Source organism: Streptomyces sp. NBC_00237 (assembly GCF_026342435.1).
Taxonomy (GTDB): Bacteria; Actinomycetota; Actinomycetes; order Streptomycetales; family Streptomycetaceae; genus Streptomyces.
In genome coordinates this window covers 1,633,983-1,651,981 of the sequence record NZ_JAPEMT010000002.1, presented here as the reverse complement: position 1 = coordinate 1,651,981, position 17,999 = coordinate 1,633,983, and the positions used below count along the sequence as shown (strand labels likewise).

The following is a 17,999-nucleotide window of genomic DNA, read 5'->3' as shown; positions in this document are numbered from 1 at the left end:
CAGCACGCGTTTCAGGCCGGGGGTCCGGGGGCTGACCCCCGGGAAAGCACCGTCGCGAACAGCGCCAGGCTGCGCCGCCCCTCCTCCACCGGCATGCCGCCGCACAGCGGATGCAGGACGAGGCTCTGCGCGTCCAGCGCCGCGCACTGCTCCGGCGTCAGGATCCGGTACACCCCTTCGGCGCGCAGCTCCTCGACGGTGGTCGCGGAGGACCGCACCGCCGAGCGGATGTCCTTGGACTGCCAGGAGGCGTACGTGCGGGCCTCGTGCAGGAAGTGCTTCCCGTACGTCGCCCAGGCGCGCTCCGGGTCCTCGCTGAGGTGCAGCAGCGGGGTCTCGGCCCCCGGCATCATGCAGAAGCCCCGCGTCCCGTGGGCCGTGCACTGCTCCTCGTAGTACGTCTGGAGCTCCGGCAGGTGCGCGCTCGGGAAGAACGGCAGCCCGAGCCGGGCCGCCCGCCGGGCCGCCGCCTTCGAGCTGCCGCCGACCAGGAGCATCGGGTGGGGCTGGGTGTACGGACGCGGAGTGACCCGCACGGTCCGGCCGCGGAAGACGAACGGCTCGCCCGACCACGCCTTCAGCAGGGTCTCCAGGAGCTCGTCCTGGAGCTTGCCGCGCCTGCCCCACTCGGCGCCGAGCTGCTCGTACTCCTCGGGGCGGTAGCCGATCCCCGCGACGGTGACCAGACGGCCGCCGCTCAGCAGGTCGAGCACGGCGATGTCCTCGGCCAGGCGCAGCGGATCGTACAGCGGGCCGATGATCGCGGAGACGGTGACGGCGATGCGCCGGGTCGCGCCGAAGACCGCGCCCGCGAAGGCGAAGGGGGAGGGCAGCCAGCCGTTGGCCGCGCCGTGGTGCTCCTCCGTCTGGACGGTGTCGACGCCGTGCTCGTCGGCGTACGCGGCCATCTCCAGCGCGGCGCGGTAGCGGGCGGACAGGGACGCGGGAGTCGCGTCGGGATCGACCAGGTTGAACCGGACCACTGAGAACGCCATGACGCGAAATCCCCCTCCGCCGGTGTGGGAACGGCGAAGGGGGACGCTAGCTGACGAGGAGTCAGATGGACAGGGTCCCGGACGTTTCCGCAGCGGCCTTCTCGACGGGCTTCTGGCGCGGCAGCACCGCGTACAGGGCGGCGGCGACCAGGATCGTCACGACCCAGCCGAGACCGTTCTCGCCGAGCCAGGTGGTGGCCAGCGGGCCGGTGAACCACTCGACCTTGGTGAAGAGCAGGCCCACGACCAGCGCGACGCCCCAGGCGACCATCGCGGTCCAGGCGAAGCCGCCCTTGTACCAGTAGGCGCTGGTGCGCGTGGTGTCCATGAGGGCCTCGCCGTCGTACGACGTGCGCGTGAACATGTCGACACCGAAGACGCCGATCCACGCCGAGAACGCCACCGCGAGCAGCGTCAGGAAGGAGATGAACGAGCCGATGAAGCTGGTCGCCACCACCATCAGCAGGAAGCCGAAGATCAGGCTGATGATCGCGTTGACGCTGACCGCCCAGGCGCGCGGCACCTTGATGCCGAGGGTCTGCGCGGTGAAACCGGCCGAGTACATCGACATCGAGTTGATGAGCAGCATCCCGATCAGGGCGATGACCAGGTACGGAACCGAGATCCACATCGGCAGCAGCTCACCGATGAACGACACCGGGTCCTGCGCCTTCGCCAGGTCCGGGGTCGAGACGGCCATGACCGCGCCCATCAGGACCATCGGCAGCACCACGATGCCCGCGCCGCCGATCGACGCACCGACCATGCCCTTGGGGGACGCGGTACGCGGCAGGTAGCGGGTGAAGTCGGGGCCGGAGGGGACCCAGCTGATGCCGCCTGCGGCGATGGTGCCGATGCCCGCGATCAGCATCGCGGTGGAGCCCGCGGGCTTGGCGAAGACGGACGCCCAGTCCGTGTTCGCGATCAGGTAGACCAGGACGAGGACGCTGAAGACGCCGAAGAGGTACGTCGACCACTTCTGGCACACGCGCAGCGCGTTGATGCCCAGGCCCGAGACGACGAAGGTGCACGCCACGAACAGCAGCAGGGTGACGATGACCAGCGTGGTGTTGCTCTGCACGCCGAAGAGCAGGTCCAGCACGGTCAGGACGGCGTACGCGCCGGTCACCGCGTTGATCGTCTCCCAGCCCCAGCGGGCCACCCAGATGAGCGAGCCGGGGAAGAGGTTGCCGCGCTGGCCGAAGACCGCCCGGGAGAGCGCCATGCCGGGGGAGCCGCCGCGCTTGCCCGCGATGGAGATCAGGCCGACCAGACCGTACGAGACGATCGGGGCGGTGATCGCGACGATCAGCACCTGCCAGAAGTTCAGGCCGTTGAAGACGATGAGACCCGCACCCATGGTGAGCAGAAGCACACTGATGTTCGCGGCGACCCAGGTCGGGAACAGTTCGCCGACGCGGCCGTTGCGCTCGTCGTCGGGTACGGGTTCCAGGCCGCGGGTCTCGACCGTGCTCTCGTTGCCCTCGGCAGGAGGGGTTTTCGCGGTGGTGCTGCTCATGGTGTGGGGTTCCATGCCTCTCGCTCGGCACGCCACGTTGCGAGCCGGTGGGGGAGTGATCGTGAGGGACTCTACGCGCGTTGATACAGGCTGGGCCATCGTACTTTGACCCGACTGCGTCCCTGAAAAGGGGTATGTCGCTTGGAGGAAGCCACGACGAGGGCCCCGGGCGAACTCGTGGCCGATACTGGTGGGGTTATGGACATCCTCACGCTTGTCGTAGTCATCGCCGTCATCGCCCTGGTCGCGGTCGGTGCGATCAGCGGGCTCGTGGTCAGCAGCCGCAAGAAGAAGAAGCTGCCGCCCTCGGCGCCGCCGAGCACGCCGACCATCACTGCCCCGCCCGCCGAACCTCAGGTCGGTGAGGACGCCGCTCCGCCGAAGGACGAAGCGCGCCGCACCATCGAGGAGGTGGACCTCCCCGACGCGCCCGTCGTCGAGGGCCCTGCCGGGGAAACAGCCCCGGCGGAGCCGGAGGCTCCCGCACTCGACGTACCCGAGCCCACCGCGGGCCGCCTGGTGCGGCTGCGCGCCCGGCTCGCCCGCTCGCAGAACTCCCTGGGCAAGGGCCTGCTCACGCTGCTCTCCCGGGACAACCTCGACGAGGACACCTGGGAGGAGATCGAGGACACCCTCCTCACCGCCGACGTCGGCGTCGCCCCCACCCAGGAGCTCGTCGAGCGCCTGCGCGAGCGCGTCCGCGTGCTCGGCACCCGTACCCCCGACGAGCTGCGCACCCTGCTCCGCGAGGAACTGCTCAACCTCCTCGGTACCGACTTCGACCGCGCCGTGAAGACGGAGAGCGGCGTCGACACCCCCGGCGTCGTCATGGTCGTCGGCGTCAACGGCACCGGAAAGACCACCACCACCGGCAAGCTCGCCCGCGTCCTGGTGGCCGACGGCCGCTCGGTCGTGCTCGGCGCGGCCGACACCTTCCGCGCCGCCGCCGCCGACCAGCTCCAGACCTGGGGCGACCGGGTGGGCGCCCGTACGGTACGGGGCCCGGAGGGCGGCGACCCGGCGTCGATCGCCTTCGACGCCGTCAAGGAAGGCATCGCCCAGGGCGCGGACGTCGTGCTCATCGACACCGCGGGCCGCCTGCACACCAAGACCGGCCTCATGGACGAGCTCGGCAAGGTCAAGCGCGTCGTCGAGAAGCACGGCCCGCTCGACGAGATCCTGCTCGTCCTCGACGCCACCACCGGGCAGAACGGCCTGGTGCAGGCGCGGGTCTTCGCCGAGGTCGTCGACATCACCGGCATCGTGCTCACCAAGCTCGACGGCACCGCCAAGGGCGGCATCGTCATCGCCGTGCAGCGCGAGCTGGGCGTGCCGGTGAAGCTGGTGGGTCTGGGCGAGGGCGCGGACGACCTGGCTCCGTTCGAGCCGGAGGCGTTCGTGGACGCGCTCATCGGGGACTGACGTTCCGCACGCGTACGCGAAAGGGCCACCGGACGATGCGTCCGGTGGCCCTTTTACGTAGGCGGGCTCAGGCCAGATGCCGGTGGCAGATGTACGCCAGCGTGCCCAGCAGAAGCCGTGCCTGCGGAGGCTTCGTCGCGGTGTCCAGGGACGGCGGGCGCAGCCACTGGACGTGACCCAGGCCCGCGTGGTCGGAGGGGGGAGCGGTCAGGTACGAACCCGGGCCCAGACAGCGCAGATCGAGGTCCGCGTCGTCCCAGCCCATCCGGTACAGCAGCTCCGGCAGCGCCGCCGCCGCGCCGGGCGCCACGAAGAAGTGCGCCCGCCCGTCCGGGGACACGCTCACCGGGCCCAGCGGCACACCCATCCGTTCCAGCCGGACCAGCGCCCGGCGGCCCGCCGCCTCCGCCACCTCCAGCACGTCGAAGGTCCGCCCGACCGGCAGCAGCACCGCCGCACCGGGGAACTGCGCCCAGGCCGCCGTGACCTCGTCCAGCGTCGCCCCGGCCGGAACCACCTGCGCGAAGTCGAAGGGGTGGGCGCCGGGCGCCGCGCAGACCGCGTCGCCGCAGGAGCAGACTCCCGCGACGGCCCTCGCTCCCGGGACCACGTCCCAGCCCCACAGCCCGGTGTACTCCGCCACCGCTGTGCCCTCTGACGTACGGCTGCGGCGCCGAGTGCCGGAGCGCATGTCCCGGATGCCGCCGATCGTGAAGCCCATGCCCCCTCCAACGGGTCGAACTCGCCGGTGGTTACGACGCGGAGTGCTGTCGTGACGCTCCGTCATCTTGCCGGAGCCGCCGATCCGGCTTCGGCGGCGCGCCGGGGCTCCCTGGGTGGTGCGGGGTGGTGCGCGCGCTGGGGCGTGCGTCGCTCCGCCAGTTCCTGATCGTCCCGTGTCAAGTGAATCGCGCCCGGCCGGAACGGAGTTCACTCGGAGGGGTGGCGAATGGTGGCGTTTCTGTAAGTGCCCTCGCTGTGGGGGTGATCGTAGGATTACTTTCAGTACATGGACCCCGGAGGTGTGCGCGTTCATGGGTATGCCGGGGGCAAGCCGGATTCCCGTTCGAGGGGGCGCATCGTGGGGACAGAGGGCGTCAACTCGCGGCATTCTGTAGGGGGTTCCACCCCGGCGGGTGGTGTGGGTACGGACCCGAGGCAGGGCATGGAAGCGGCAGGAATCCCGGAGCGCGGTGTGCGGCCCGCTCCGGACGACGGACGACGAATGGGGGGCGTTCCCGTGGGCGGCAGCAGCGCTGGTACAGGAAACGCTGGAAAGCGCCCGAACGAGCAGCTCGGTTCGTGGTTCGCGCGCAGCGGCTGGTCCAAGGGCGAACTGGCCCGCCAGGTCAACCGCAGGGCGCGCCAGATGGGCGCCCACCACATCAGCACCGACACCTCCCGGGTGCGCCGCTGGCTGGACGGGGAGAATCCGCGCGAGCCCATTCCGCGCATCCTCTCCGAGCTGTTCTCCGAGCGCTTCGGCGCGGTCGTCGCCATCGAGGACCTCGGGCTGCGCGCCGCCCACCAGTCGCCGTCCGTGTCCGGCGTGGACCTGCCCTGGGCCGGACCGCAGACCGTGTCGCTGCTCAGCGAGTTCTCCCGCAGCGACCTGATGCTCGCCCGGCGCGGCTTCCTCGGCTCCTCGCTCGCCCTGTCCGCGGGCCCCGCCCTGATCGAGCCGATGCAGCGCTGGCTGGTCCCCTCGCCCGCCGGTGCCCCGGGGCCCGCCGAGACCGCGGGAGCCTCCCGGCGGCCGTCCCGGCTGTCCGAACCCGAGCTCAGACTGCTCGAAGAGACCACCAAGATGTTCCGCCAGTGGGACGCCCAGTGCGGCGGCGGGCTGCGCCGCAAGGCCGTCGTCGGGCAGCTCCACGAGGTCACCGACCTGCTCCAGGAGCCGCAGCCGGCCGCCACCGCCCAGCGCCTCTTCCGGTGCGCCGCCGAACTCGCCGAACTGGCGGGCTGGATGAGCTACGACATCGGGCTCCAGCCCACCGCCCAGAAGTACTTCGTCCTCGCGCTGCACGCCGCCAAGGAGGCGGGCGACAAGCCGCTGGGTTCGTACGTCCTGTCCAGCATGAGCCGCCAGATGATCCACCTCGGCCGCCCCGACGACGCACTGGAACTGGTCCACCTCGCCCAGTACGGCAGCCGCGAGTGCGCCACCGCCCGCACCCAGGCGATGCTGTATGCGATGGAGGCCCGCGCCTACGCCAACATGGGGCAGCCCAGCAAGTGCAAGCGGGCCGTCCGGATGGCCGAGGACACCTTCGTCGACGCGGGGCTCGACGACGAGCAGGACCCCGACTGGATCCGCTTCTTCTCCGAGGCCGAACTCAACGGCGAGAACTCGCACTCCTACCGCGACCTCGCCTACGTCGCCGGGCGCAGCCCCACCTACGCCTCGCTCGCCGAACCCGTCATGGAGCGCGCCGTACAGCTCTTCGAGAAGGACGAGGAGCACCAGCGGTCGTACGCGCTCAACCTCGTCGGCATGGCCACCGTGCACCTCCTCAAGAGGCAGCCCGAACAGGCCGTCCAGTACTCGGAGCTGGCCCTCGACGTCGCCGGGAAGATCCGCTCCGAGCGGGTCAACAACCGGCTGCGCAAGACCGTCGAGGGAGCGGTGCGGGAATTCGGCGACGTCGCCGAAGTGCACGATCTGACCGACCAGCTGGGGGCGAAGCTCCCCGAAGCCGCGGAAGCGGTGTAGCCCTGCGGGCCCTCGCTCGTACGGGCCCCGAGAACCCGGCCGCGACAGCGACCCCGTGAAGCCCGACTCGGCTCCCCCACGCCAGGTCACCCGGGTAGCTGTCGCGGTCGGCCCCTGTCAGAACGGGGTGTGCCGCTGCCCGGACCGGGTGCGCCGCTGCCCGATCGGGTGCGCCGCGCGAGATCGGTCCGTTCATTTCCGCGTAACACGTACGTCGTCATCGTCACCCCCGCGAAACACCCAGCGGCATCCGCCGAAACCGTGCTCCGCCAATCTCAGGGCCCATAACCAGCCACCCCGCACTGGCCGCCCCGAGACGAGGAGACGCCGATGCCCCCAGGCATCACGACGTTGACGCTTGCCGCAGACGCTCCCACGCTGTCCGCCGCCAACACCGGCTTCATGCTCATCTGCTCCGCCCTGGTGATGCTGATGACACCGGGCCTGGCCTTCTTCTACGGAGGCATGGTCCGGGTCAAGTCCACCCTGAACATGCTGATGATGAGCTTCATCAGCCTCGGGATCGTCACGATCCTGTGGGTGCTCTTCGGCTTCAGCCTCGCCTTCGGCGACGACATCGGCTCCGTGATCGGCTGGAGCTCGGACTTCGTCGGCCTCAGCGGCATCGGCGTCACCGAACTCTGGGACGGCTACACCATCCCGGTGTACGTCTTCGCCGTCTTCCAGCTGATGTTCGCGGTCCTCACACCCGCCCTGATCAGCGGGGCGCTCGCGGACCGGGTGAAGTTCACCGCCTGGGCGCTGTTCGTCGTGCTCTGGGTGTCCGTCGTGTACTTCCCCGTCGCGCACTGGGTGTGGGGCGCGGGCGGCTGGCTCTTCGAGCTGGGCGTCATCGACTTCGCGGGCGGCACGGCCGTCCACATCAACGCGGGCGCGGCGGCACTCGGCGTGATCCTGGTGATCGGCAAGCGGATCGGCTTCAAGAAGGACCCGATGCGACCGCACAGCCTGCCGCTGGTGATGCTCGGCGCCGGCCTGCTGTGGTTCGGCTGGTTCGGTTTCAACGCCGGGTCCTGGCTGGGCAACGACGACGGCGTGGGCGCGGTCATGTTCGTCAACACCCAGGTCGCCACGGCCGCCGCGATGCTCGCCTGGCTGGCGTACGAGAAGATCCGGCACGGCGCGTTCACCACGCTGGGCGCGGCCTCGGGCGCGGTGGCCGGTCTGGTCGCCATCACCCCGTCCGGCGGCTCCTGCTCCCCGCTCGGCGCGATCGCCATCGGGCTCATCGCCGGTGTGGTCTGCGCGATGGCCGTGGGGCTCAAGTTCAAGCTGGGGTACGACGACTCGCTGGACGTCATCGGCGTCCACCTCGTCGGCGGTGTCATCGGCTCGCTGCTGGTCGGTCTCTTCGCCACCGGAGGCGTCCAGTCCGACGCCAAGGGCCTCTTCTACGGCGGCGGCTTCGAGCAGCTCGGCAAGCAGGCCGTCGGCGTCTTCGCCGTACTCGCCTACTCCCTGCTCGTCTCCGCACTGCTCGCCTTCGTCATCGACAAGGTGATGGGCATGCGCGTCGAGGAGGACGTCGAGGTCTCCGGCATCGACCGCACCGAACACGCGGAGACGGCATACGACTTCACGGGGGCGGGCGGCGGCACGGCCCCGCGCACCCCCGTCCCCGCACCCCCCGCCGAGGCCGGCCCCGCCGAGGGCACGAGCACGGGCACGAGCAAGAAGGTGGACGCATGAAGCTGATCACGGCGGTCGTCAAGCCGCACCGGCTCGACGAGATCAAGGAAGCCCTCCAGGCATTCGGAGTGCAGGGCCTCACCGTCACCGAGGCCAGCGGCTACGGCCGCCAGCGCGGCCACACCGAGGTCTACCGGGGCGCCGAGTACACCGTCGACCTGGTCCCGAAGATCCGCATCGAGGTACTCGTCGAGGACGAGGACGCCGAGCAGCTGATCGACGTCGTCGTCAAGGCGGCCCGCACCGGAAAGATCGGCGACGGCAAGGTGTGGAGCGTGCCGGTCGAGACGGCGGTACGGGTGCGCACCGGCGAGCGCGGACCGGACGCGCTCTGACACTCCGCCCGGTGCGGGTGCGCGGCTGAGGCCGCGGTGCCGGGGCACGCCCGGACGGCGGCCCCGGGCCCTCGCGGGGCCCGAATCCCTGATGACCAACCCCTGGGTGGCGAGAGTGCACGAGAACGACGAGACCCCTTCCTCCGGACCCAGCGGCTACGCGGCGGCCCGGCTGCGACTCCTCGACACGGAGTCGCGGTCCGGGCCGTCGCGCCGTTCCGGCCTCTCCCGGATCACCGACGAGTGGGTGGCGGCGCTCTTCGACACCGCCGCCCGCGAGTCCGGGGTGCGCGGTGCGGCACTCGTGGCCGTCGGCGGCTACGGCAGGGGCGAACTCTCCCCGCGCAGCGACCTCGACCTGCTGCTGTTGCACGACGGCGGTGACAGCGGTGCGGTCGCCGCCCTCGCCGACCGGATCTGGTACCCGGTCTGGGACCTCGGCATCGCCCTCGACCACTCGGTACGCACCCCCGCAGAGGCGCGCAAGATCGCGGGCGACGACCTCAAGGCCCACCTCGGCCTGCTCGACGCCCGCCACGTCGCGGGCGACCTCGGTCTCACCGCGGGACTGCGCACCGCCGTCCTCGCCGACTGGCGCAACCAGGCCGTCAAACGCCTCCCCGCCCTGCGCGAACTGTGCCTCGAACGGGCCGAGCGGGCGGGGGAGTTGCAGTACCTCCTGGAACCCGACCTCAAGGAGGCGCACGGCGGCCTCCGCGACGCCACCGCCCTGCGCGCCGTCGCCGCCTCCTGGGTCGCCGACGCCCCGCGCGAGGGCCTCGCCGCCGCCCGCCGCACCCTCCTCGACGTACGCGACGCCCTGCACCTGACCACCGGACGCGCCACCGACCGGCTCGCCCTCCAGGAACAGGACCAGGTGGCGGACGCCCTCGGGCTGCTCGACGCGGACGTGCTGCTGCGCCATGTGTACGAGGCCGCGCGCACCCTGTCGTACGCGAGTGAGGTGACGTGGCGGGAAGTCGAGCGCGTGCTCACGTCCCGTTCCGCGCGTCCTCGCCTCAAGGCTCTCCTCGGGGGGCGTCCGGCACCGGAGCGCACGCCGCTCGCCGACGGGGTGGTCGAACAGGACGGCGAGGCGGTCCTCGCCCGCACCGCCCGGCCGGAGAAGGACGCGGTGCTGGTGCTGCGGGCCGCCGCCGCGGCCGCGCAGGCGGGGCTGCCGGTCAACCTCCATGTCGTACGACGACTGGCGAAGGTCTCGCCGCCGCTGCCGGTGCCCTGGCCCGCAGAGGCCAGGGAGGAACTCGTCACGCTGCTCGGGGCGGCACAGGCGGCGGTTCCGGTGTGGGAGGCGCTGGAGGCGGAAGGGCTGATCACCCGGCTCCTGCCGGACTGGGAGCGGGTGCGGTGCAGGCCGCAGCGCAACCCCGTGCACACCTGGACCGTGGACCGGCACCTGGTGGAGACGGCGGTCCGGGCGGCCGGGATGACACGGCGGGTGGGGCGCCCGGACCTGCTGCTTGTGGCCGCGCTGCTGCACGACATCGGCAAGGGGTGGCCGGGGGACCACTCGGTCGCGGGGGAGACGATCGCGCGGGACATGGCGGCGCGGATCGGGTTCGACGCGGCGGACGTGGGCGTCGTCGCCGCTCTCGTACGGCATCACCTGCTGCTGGTCGACACGGCGACGCGGCGCGACCTGGACGATCCGGCGACGGTGCGAGGGGTGGCGGAGGCGGTGGGGTCGCTCTCCACTCTGGAACTGCTGCACGCCCTGACGGAGGCGGACGCGCTGGCCACGGGACCTGCCGCGTGGTCGGCGTGGCGGGCGTCGCTGGTGGCCGATCTGGTGAAGCGGGTGGGGGCCGTGCTGGCGGGGGAGCCCCTGGCGGAGGCTGAGCCCGGTGCGTTGAGCGCGGAGCAGGAGCGGCTGACGGTCGAGGCGCACCGCACGGGCGGTCCGGTGCTGACGCTGCGGGCGCGGGAGGAGGGTGACGCGGCACTGGGGGTGGAGCTGTCGATCGCCGTGCCCGATCAGCCGGGGGTGCTGCCGTCGGTGGCCGGGGTGCTGGCGATGCACCGGCTGACCGTGCGGACGGCGGAGATCCGGTCGGCGGACGTACCGGTGGAGGGGGCAGAGCCGGTGCTGCTGCTGGTGTGGCGGGTGGCGGCGGCGTACGGGGGGCTGCCCGACGCTTCGCGGCTGCGGGCGGACCTGGTGCGCGCGCTGGACGGCTCACTGGACCTGCCGTCCCGGCTGGCGGAGCGGGAGAAGGCGTACGCGGCGGGGGTGCGGCGCAGGTCGGTGCAGCCTCCGCCGCCGAGGGTGACGGTGGCGGCTTCGGCGTCCCGGCACGCGACGGTGCTGGAGGTACGGGCGCAGGACGCCCCGGGGCTGCTGCACCGGATCGGGCGGGCGTTGGAGGGGGCGGGGGTGCGGGTGAGGAGTGCGCATGTGTCGACGTTGGGGGCGAGTGCGGTCGACACGGTCTATGTGACGGGGCCCTCCGGGGCGGAGCTGTCCGGTGGTGAAGCGGCTCAGCTGGCCAAGGTGGTGGAGCAAGCCTTGGGGTGAGGCGTAACGGGGTGGCGATGCCTTCGTTGAAGTGGGCAAATCCCCGCACGTGCGGGGGTGGTCCGGCGTCTACCGCGCTCGCGCCCAGCGTCGATACCTGGTCCCCGCCGTACGCGGGGGTGTTCCACAGTTGGACGTGGTCGTCGTCGAGACCGCCGGTTGCTCCCCGCCCACGCGGGGCTCCAGCCCCTGTCCGCTGAAAACCGGCGGGCGGGGGCTGACGTTTTGTCGGGCCGGATACTCTGGGGGCCAAGGACTCCGCCCCCAACCCGAGGATCTGCGACCACAGTGTTCGATACCCTCTCCGATCGCCTTTCCGCGACTTTCAAGAATCTCCGGGGCAAGGGCCGCTTGTCCGAGGCGGACATCGACGCCACCGCCCGCGAGATCCGCATCGCCCTGCTGGAAGCGGACGTCGCCCTGCCCGTCGTCCGGGCCTTCATCAAGAAGGTGAAGGAGCGTGCCGCCGGAGCCGAGGTCTCGAAGGCGCTGAACCCTGCTCAGCAGGTGCTCAAGATCGTCAACGAGGAACTCGTCACCATCCTCGGCGGCGAGACCCGCCGCCTGAGGTTCGCCAAGTCCGGCCCGACCGTGATCATGCTCGCGGGTCTCCAGGGTGCTGGTAAGACGACCCTTGCCGGAAAGCTCGGCCTCTGGCTCAAGGAGCAGGGTCACTCTCCGATCCTCGTCGCCTGTGACCTTCAGCGCCCCAACGCCGTCAACCAGCTCAGCGTGGTCGCTCAGCGCGCGGGCGTGGCGGTCTACGCCCCCGAGCCCGGCAACGGCGTGGGTGACCCGGTCAAGGTCGCCAAGGACTCGATCGAGTACGCCAAGAACAAGCTCCACGACGTGGTCGTCGTCGACACCGCCGGTCGCCTCGGCATCGACCAGGAGCTGATGCAGCAGGCCGCGGACATCCGCGACGCCGTCAGCCCGGACGAGATCCTCTTCGTCGTCGACGCGATGATCGGTCAGGACGCGGTCAACACCGCGGAGGCGTTCCGCGACGGCGTCGGCTTCGACGGTGTGGTCCTGTCGAAGCTCGACGGTGACGCCCGTGGTGGTGCCGCGCTGTCGATCGCGCACGTCACCGGCCGTCAGATCATGTTCGCCTCCAACGGCGAGAAGCTGGACGAGTTCGACGCGTTCCACCCGGACCGCATGGCCTCCCGCATCCTCGACATGGGTGACCTGCTCACCCTGATCGAGCAGGCGGAGAAGACCTTCAGCCAGGAAGAGGCCGCCAAAATGGCCTCCAAGCTGGCGTCCTCCAAGGGCGGCAAGGACTTCACGCTCGACGACTTCCTGGCCCAGATGGAGCAGGTCAGGAAGATGGGTTCGATCTCCAAGCTGCTCGGCATGCTGCCGGGCATGGGGCAGATCAAGGACCAGATCGCCAACCTGGACGAGAAGGACGTCGACCGTACGGCGGCCATCATCAAGTCGATGACCCCGGCCGAGCGCCACGAGCCGACCATCATCAACGGCTCGCGCCGTGCCCGTATCGCCAAGGGTTCCGGCGTCGAGGTCAGCGCCGTGAAGAACCTGGTGGAGCGGTTCTTCGACGCCCGCAAGATGATGTCGAAGATGGCCCAGGGCGGCGGAATGCCCGGCATGCCGGGGATGCCCGGGATGGGTGGCGGTCCCGGCAAGCAGAAGAAGCAGGTCAAGCAGGCCAAGGGCAAGCGCAAGTCCGGCAACCCGATGAAGCGCAAGGCGGAGGAGCAGGCCGAGGCCGAGCGCCGCGAGCAGGCCGCGCAGGGGGGTGGCGCGTTCGGCCTTCCCGCGGGTCAGGACGGCAAGGACTTCGAGCTCCCGGACGAGTTCAAGAAGTTCATGGGCTAGCCGTCCCGGCTGGTCGTACGACGCCGTGGGCGCCCTCCTCCGAGGGTGCCCACGGCGTTCTCGTGGTGAGCTCCCGCGCATGCCCGGCGGGCCCATGTGTCGTAACGTCCCGGTATGACCAACCCCGTGCCGCCGCGCCAGACCCCGGACCAGCCGTGGCGGTCCGAGGGTGCCCCGCCACCGCCGCCCGAGAAGAAGAAGATGCCCGGCGGTTGGGGCAGGCTCGCGATGACGGCGCTGATCGTCTATCTGCTCACCAACATCGTGCTCGGTCTCTTCAACGAGGGCGACGAGCCGACGGTCGCCTACACCGAGTTCAGCAAGCAGGTGACCTCGAACAACGTCTCCAAGATCTACTCCAAGGGCGACGCGATCCAGGGCGAGCTGAAGAAGGAACAGCCTGTTCCGGACGGTGCGAAGGACGCGAAGTACACCAAGTTCCTGACCCAGCGCCCGGCCTTCGCCGACGACAAGCTGTGGGACGAGCTGACCAAGGACGGCGTCACCGTCACCGCGAAGCCGGTCGTGGAGGAGCGTTCCTTCCTGGCCAACCTCCTCATCTCGCTCGCCCCGATGCTGCTCCTCGTCGCCCTGTGGGTGATCATCGCCCGGCGGATGAGCGGCGGGCTGGGCGGCGGAGGGATGGGCGGCCTCGGCCGCAAGGCACCGCCGAAGCCCGTCGAGGTGGCCGCCGACAAGCGCACCACCTTCGAGGACGTGGCGGGCATCGACGAGGTCGAGGGAGAGCTGGAGGAGGTCGTCGACTTCCTCAAGAACCCGGAGGAGTACCGGAAGCTGGGCGCCCGGATGCCCGGCGGCGTGCTCCTCGCGGGTCCGCCCGGCACCGGGAAGACCCTGCTCGCGCGGGCCGTCGCGGGTGAGGCCGGGGTTCCGTTCTTCTCGGCCTCGGCCTCCGAGTTCATCGAGATGATCGTGGGTGTGGGTGCGGGGCGGGTGCGCGAACTGTTCGCGGAGGCCCGCAAGGTGGCTCCCGCGATCATCTTCATCGACGAGATCGACACCATCGGCCGGGCCCGCGGCGGCGGCGCGGGCATGGGCGGTCACGACGAGCGGGAGCAGACGCTCAACCAGATCCTCACCGAGATGGACGGCTTCTCCGGTTCCGAGGGCGTCGTCGTCATCGCCGCCACCAACCGCGTCGACGTCCTGGACCCCGCCCTCACCCGGCCGGGCCGCTTCGACCGCGTCGTCACCGTCAGCCCGCCCGACCGGGGCGGCCGCGAGGCCATCCTCAAGATCCACACCCGGTCCATCCCGCTCGCCGACGGCGTCGACCTCGCCCAGGTCGCCCGTACGACACCGGGCATGACCGGCGCGGACCTCGCCAACCTCGCCAACGAGGCGGCCCTCCTCGCCGTCAAGCGCAAGCAGAGCGCCGTCACCCAGACGGACCTCTCGGACGCCCTGGAGAAGGTGCAGCTGGGTGCGGAGCGTCCCCTCGTGATGCCGGAGGAGGAGCGCCGCAGGACCGCGTACCACGAGAGCGGGCACGCCCTCCTCGGCATGCTCCAGCCCGGCGCGGACCCCGTACGCAAGATCACGATCGTGCCGCGCGGCCGGGCGCTCGGCGTCACGCTCTCCACGCCGGACGCCGACAAGTACGCGTACACCGAGGAATATCTGCGCGGCAGAATCATCGGAGCCCTCGGCGGCATGGCCGCCGAGCAGGTCGTCTTCGACGTGATTACGACAGGTGCCGAGAACGACTTGGAGCAGGTCACCAACCTGGCCAGGGGCATGGTGGGCCGCTGGGGGATGAGCGAGCGGGTCGGCCGTCTCACCGCCATCCCGTCCGATGCGCAGCAGGCGTACGGACTGTCCGCGGCCCCCGCGACGCTCGACGCGGTCGACAGCGAGATGCGCCGGATCGTCGACGAGTGCTACGCGAAGGCGATCCGCCTCCTGGAGGAGAACCGGCCCAAGCTGGACGCCCTCTCGCAGGCGCTCCTGGAGAACGAGACCTTGGAGGAGGCGGCCGCGTACCGGGCGGCGGGCATCACGCGCCTGTCGAAGCCGGACGCGTGACGCCCGTGAGCGAGATCTACGGCTTGCGGGTGATCAAGTACCGGAACACGTTCGGCATCCAGACCGTTCCGTCCGCCCGCTGATGCGGATGCAGCGCCTCCGCCAGCTCCTTCTCCACCTGTGCCGGGTCCGTCGCCCGTACCGCCGCGTCGAAGAAGCCGGTCGACATCAGACCCCGCACCGCGCTGTCCATGTCGCCGTACCCGAACGGGCAGGCCACCCGCCCCGAGCCGTCCGGCTTGAGGCCGGCCCGTGCCGCCACGTCCTCCAGGTCGTCCCGCAGCGCGGGGCGCCACGTTCCCGGGTTGCGGCCGGACTCGGTCAGTCGCGAGGCCACCCGCAGCACTCCTGTCGTGGTGCACCGCTCCGGCGGGCCCCAGCCGGTGAGGACCACGGGGGTGCCTCGGCCGACGAGCGGCACGGCCTCCTCCAGTACCGGACCGATCCAGTCGGTCTCGCGTGCGGCACAGCCGATCGGCGAGAAGGCGGTGACCAGGTTGTACGGCGCCTCGTCCGCCGCGTCGGCGGGGCTGCCGCACAGCACGGACGCCGTGCCGTCGCCCGGTGCGCCGTCGTCGTGCAGCCGTTGCCGCGCGTGCGTGACGAGTGCGGGTTGCGAGTCGACGCCCGTGACCCGTGCGCCCCGGGAGGCCGCGACGAGCAGGGCCAGGCCCGCGCCGCAGTCGAGGCCGAGCAGCCGGGTGGCAGGGCCTACCTCAAGCCGCTCGTACACCGCTTCGTAGAGCGGAACCAGCATCCGTTCCTGGATCTCGGCCCAGTCACGCGCGCGGGCGTGCGCGCGCGTGCCCGTACGGGCCGAGGCCGCGCTCGGGTGGTGCTGGACGAGCGTTGGTGTCATCGAAAGCGCCCCAATCCGCCATGAGGTCGGTTGTGCCCGTGTGTGGCAACCCCCGTGCTGTGTGCGCTACGGCACTTCCCCCGTATGTCAGGGAACTCCGCATCCGTCCCCAAGTCCAGGGGGCAACAGGCAATGCTTGCGCCCGCACCTGCGCCTCGTGCGCGGTGCGTCGCGCTCCCGGCTCCGGACGCGCGGGCGACCGTACGGTGTCTGTCCGACCGGCGTCCTCCGCGCGGGCGCCGTCACGGTGGGACGGGTGCTCCGCACCGGTGGCAGCGCGACTCTGCCGTGAGGGCCGGGATGCCGCCGTCACCACACGTGGCACAGGGGCCGACCGAGGCCCCCGACCGGCGGGCGGGCTACCTGCGGGGGCGTAGCCGGGGATACGTACCGCCTTGGCGCGCACTGCGCGGGTCCTCCACAGATCGGCGCACCCGCCCTCGTCGGGAAGCATCAGCGGGAACTGACTGGTACGTGCAAATTATTTGGGATGCCCCGGAATAGGAACACGGGGGCACTCCCGGTCGTTGTCACGTCGTGAGCACGACACCACCTGTCCTCGCCGCAGAACTGGCGCAGGCGTGGGCCGACATTCAGCGGTACCACCCCGAGCTGCCCGATCTTGCCGCGCCCGAGTCCCTGATCGGAGAGTCCTCGTCCGCCTGCGGCGCGGCTCTCTCCTTCGAACGACTGCTGCACGAGGCAGTCCACGGCATCGCCGCAGCCCGCGGCATCCGTGACACCTCGCGTGCCGGTCGCTACCACAACCGCCGATTCCTGGCGATCGCCGAGGAGTTGGGCCTGGACCACCCGGAGGAACCGCATCCCAGCAGCGGTTTCTCCCTGGTCGCGCTCAACTCCGAGGCGAAGCGCCGCTACCGGCCCACGATCGAGCGACTGACGCGCGCGCTGAAGGCGCACACGGTCGCGACGGCCGCCGATACCAAGAGGTCCTTCCGCGGCCCCGCCGCCCGGCACGGGTCCTCCGGGGGAGGGGTGCGGGTCAAGGCCGTCTGCGACTGCGGGCGCAACGTCCGCGTCGTGCCGTCGGTGCTGGCCCAGGCCCCGATCGTGTGCGGCGGCTGCGGCAAGCCGTTCCGCATTCCGGACGTGGTGGGTGCCGCGAGCTGAGGCCATAGAGCACGACCAGGGCCGGGGAACGGCGTGTGCCGCAGCTGTGGCACAATGGGTAGCTGTACTCGACAGCCGCACAGGACCCCTCTCTCCTCCGGCTGACGCGTCCATCGGGCACCCCGAGTACCGCAACCCCACGTGGCATCCCGTTGTGCCCAACCACGTCAATTCCAGGAGAGAACACTCCAGTGCTCAAGATCAAGCTGAAGCGCCTCGGTAAGATCCGTTCGCCGCACTACCGCATCGTCGTCGCCGATGCCCGTGTGCGCCGTGACGGCCGTGCCATCGAAGAGATCGGCCTGTACCACCCGGTGCAGAACCCGTCGCGCATCGAGGTCAACGCCGAGCGTGCCCAGTACTGGCTGTCCGTCGGCGCCCAGCCGACCGAGGCCGTCCTCGCCATCCTGAAGCTCACCGGCGACTGGCAGGCCCACAAGGGTCTCCCGGCCCCGGCCCCGCTGCTCCAGCCGGCGACGAAGGAAGACAAGCGCGCTTCCTTCGACGCGTTCGCGAAGGCCCTTGAGGGTGGCGACGCCAAGGGCGAGGCCATCACCCCGAAGGCGAAGAAGGCCGACAAGAAGGCGGAAGAGGCTCCGGCCGACGCCGCTGAGTCGACCGAGGCCTGAGCATGCTCGAGGAGGCTCTTGAGCACCTCGTGAAGGGCATCGTGGACAACCCCGACGACGTGCAGGTCGCCTCGCGCACCCTGCGTCGCGGACGCGTCCTTGAGGTTCGGGTGCACCCCGACGACCTCGGCAAGGTGATCGGCCGCAACGGCCGTACCGCCCGCGCCCTGCGTACCGTCGTGGGGGCCATCGGTGGCCGTGGCATTCGCGTCGACCTCGTCGACGTGGACCAGGCCCACTGAGCATCAGGCAGTAG

14 protein-coding genes are annotated in these 17,999 nt (G+C 70.9%); 10 read left to right on the top strand and 4 right to left on the bottom strand.

The window, feature by feature from the left end:
* Window positions 1-11 precede the first annotated feature (11 nt).
* Together OG897_RS21140 and OG897_RS21135 are read right to left on the bottom strand one after the other, a co-directional pair.
* Window positions 12-995, bottom strand: coding sequence for an LLM class flavin-dependent oxidoreductase (locus OG897_RS21140; protein WP_266658763.1), 984 nt, complete (start codon window positions 993-995; stop codon window positions 12-14).
* A gap of 61 nt (window positions 996-1,056) precedes the next feature.
* On the bottom strand, window positions 1,057-2,514 hold the full coding sequence (locus OG897_RS21135; RefSeq protein ID WP_266658762.1) for a cytosine permease: 1,458 nt from the start codon (window positions 2,512-2,514) through the stop codon (window positions 1,057-1,059).
* Between the two features lie 198 nt (window positions 2,515-2,712).
* Between OG897_RS21135 and ftsY the strand changes: the two genes are divergently transcribed.
* Complete coding sequence (ftsY, locus tag OG897_RS21130) at window positions 2,713-3,936, top strand: signal recognition particle-docking protein FtsY (RefSeq protein ID WP_266658761.1); 1,224 nt, start codon at window positions 2,713-2,715, stop codon at window positions 3,934-3,936.
* Window positions 3,937-4,003: 67 nt separating this feature from the next.
* Here ftsY and OG897_RS21125 read toward each other — a convergent pair whose 3' ends face one another.
* Window positions 4,004-4,657, bottom strand: coding sequence for a bifunctional DNA primase/polymerase (locus OG897_RS21125; RefSeq protein WP_266658760.1), 654 nt, complete (start codon window positions 4,655-4,657; stop codon window positions 4,004-4,006).
* Window positions 4,658-5,161: 504 nt separating this feature from the next.
* On the opposite strand from OG897_RS21125, the gene OG897_RS21120 reads away from it, so the two are divergent.
* From OG897_RS21120 to ftsH, 6 genes are all read left to right on the top strand, one after another.
* Window positions 5,162-6,652 (top strand): hypothetical protein, encoded by a 1,491-nt coding sequence (locus OG897_RS21120; RefSeq protein WP_266658759.1) that lies wholly within the window; start codon window positions 5,162-5,164, stop codon window positions 6,650-6,652.
* 330 nt (window positions 6,653-6,982) lie between these two features.
* Window positions 6,983-8,362: an ammonium transporter gene (locus OG897_RS21115; RefSeq protein ID WP_266658758.1), complete on the top strand. Its 1,380-nt coding sequence runs from the start codon at window positions 6,983-6,985 to the stop codon at window positions 8,360-8,362.
* Window positions 8,359-8,697, top strand: coding sequence for a P-II family nitrogen regulator (locus tag OG897_RS21110; protein ID WP_069170469.1), 339 nt, complete (start codon window positions 8,359-8,361; stop codon window positions 8,695-8,697). Before OG897_RS21115 ends, OG897_RS21110 begins: the two co-directional genes overlap by 4 nt.
* A 91-nt stretch (window positions 8,698-8,788) precedes the next feature.
* On the top strand, window positions 8,789-11,233 hold the full coding sequence (locus tag OG897_RS21105) for a [protein-PII] uridylyltransferase (protein ID WP_266658757.1): 2,445 nt from the start codon (window positions 8,789-8,791) through the stop codon (window positions 11,231-11,233).
* A gap of 288 nt (window positions 11,234-11,521) precedes the next feature.
* On the top strand, window positions 11,522-13,078 hold the full coding sequence (gene ffh / locus OG897_RS21100; RefSeq protein WP_266658756.1) for a signal recognition particle protein: 1,557 nt from the start codon (window positions 11,522-11,524) through the stop codon (window positions 13,076-13,078).
* A gap of 114 nt (window positions 13,079-13,192) precedes the next feature.
* A complete protein-coding gene (gene ftsH / locus OG897_RS21095; protein WP_266658755.1) occupies window positions 13,193-15,124 on the top strand; it encodes an ATP-dependent zinc metalloprotease FtsH in 1,932 nt (643 codons plus the stop codon).
* 16 nt (window positions 15,125-15,140) lie between these two features.
* On the opposite strand, the gene OG897_RS21090 is transcribed toward ftsH, so the two are convergent.
* Window positions 15,141-15,983 carry a class I SAM-dependent methyltransferase gene (locus OG897_RS21090; RefSeq protein ID WP_266658754.1) on the bottom strand — a complete coding sequence of 281 codons (843 nt, stop codon included), beginning with the start codon at window positions 15,981-15,983 and terminating at the stop codon, window positions 15,141-15,143.
* Window positions 15,984-16,520: 537 nt separating this feature from the next.
* Here OG897_RS21090 and OG897_RS21085 point away from each other — a divergent pair.
* From OG897_RS21085 to OG897_RS21075, 3 genes are all read left to right on the top strand, one after another.
* Window positions 16,521-17,114 carry a hypothetical protein gene (locus OG897_RS21085; RefSeq protein ID WP_266658753.1) on the top strand — a complete coding sequence of 198 codons (594 nt, stop codon included), beginning with the start codon at window positions 16,521-16,523 and terminating at the stop codon, window positions 17,112-17,114.
* Between the two features lie 191 nt (window positions 17,115-17,305).
* On the top strand, window positions 17,306-17,743 hold the full coding sequence (rpsP, locus tag OG897_RS21080; RefSeq protein WP_266658752.1) for a 30S ribosomal protein S16: 438 nt from the start codon (window positions 17,306-17,308) through the stop codon (window positions 17,741-17,743).
* 2 nt (window positions 17,744-17,745) lie between these two features.
* Window positions 17,746-17,985 (top strand): RNA-binding protein, encoded by a 240-nt coding sequence (locus OG897_RS21075; protein ID WP_067164759.1) that lies wholly within the window; start codon window positions 17,746-17,748, stop codon window positions 17,983-17,985.
* Window positions 17,986-17,999 lie beyond the last annotated feature (14 nt).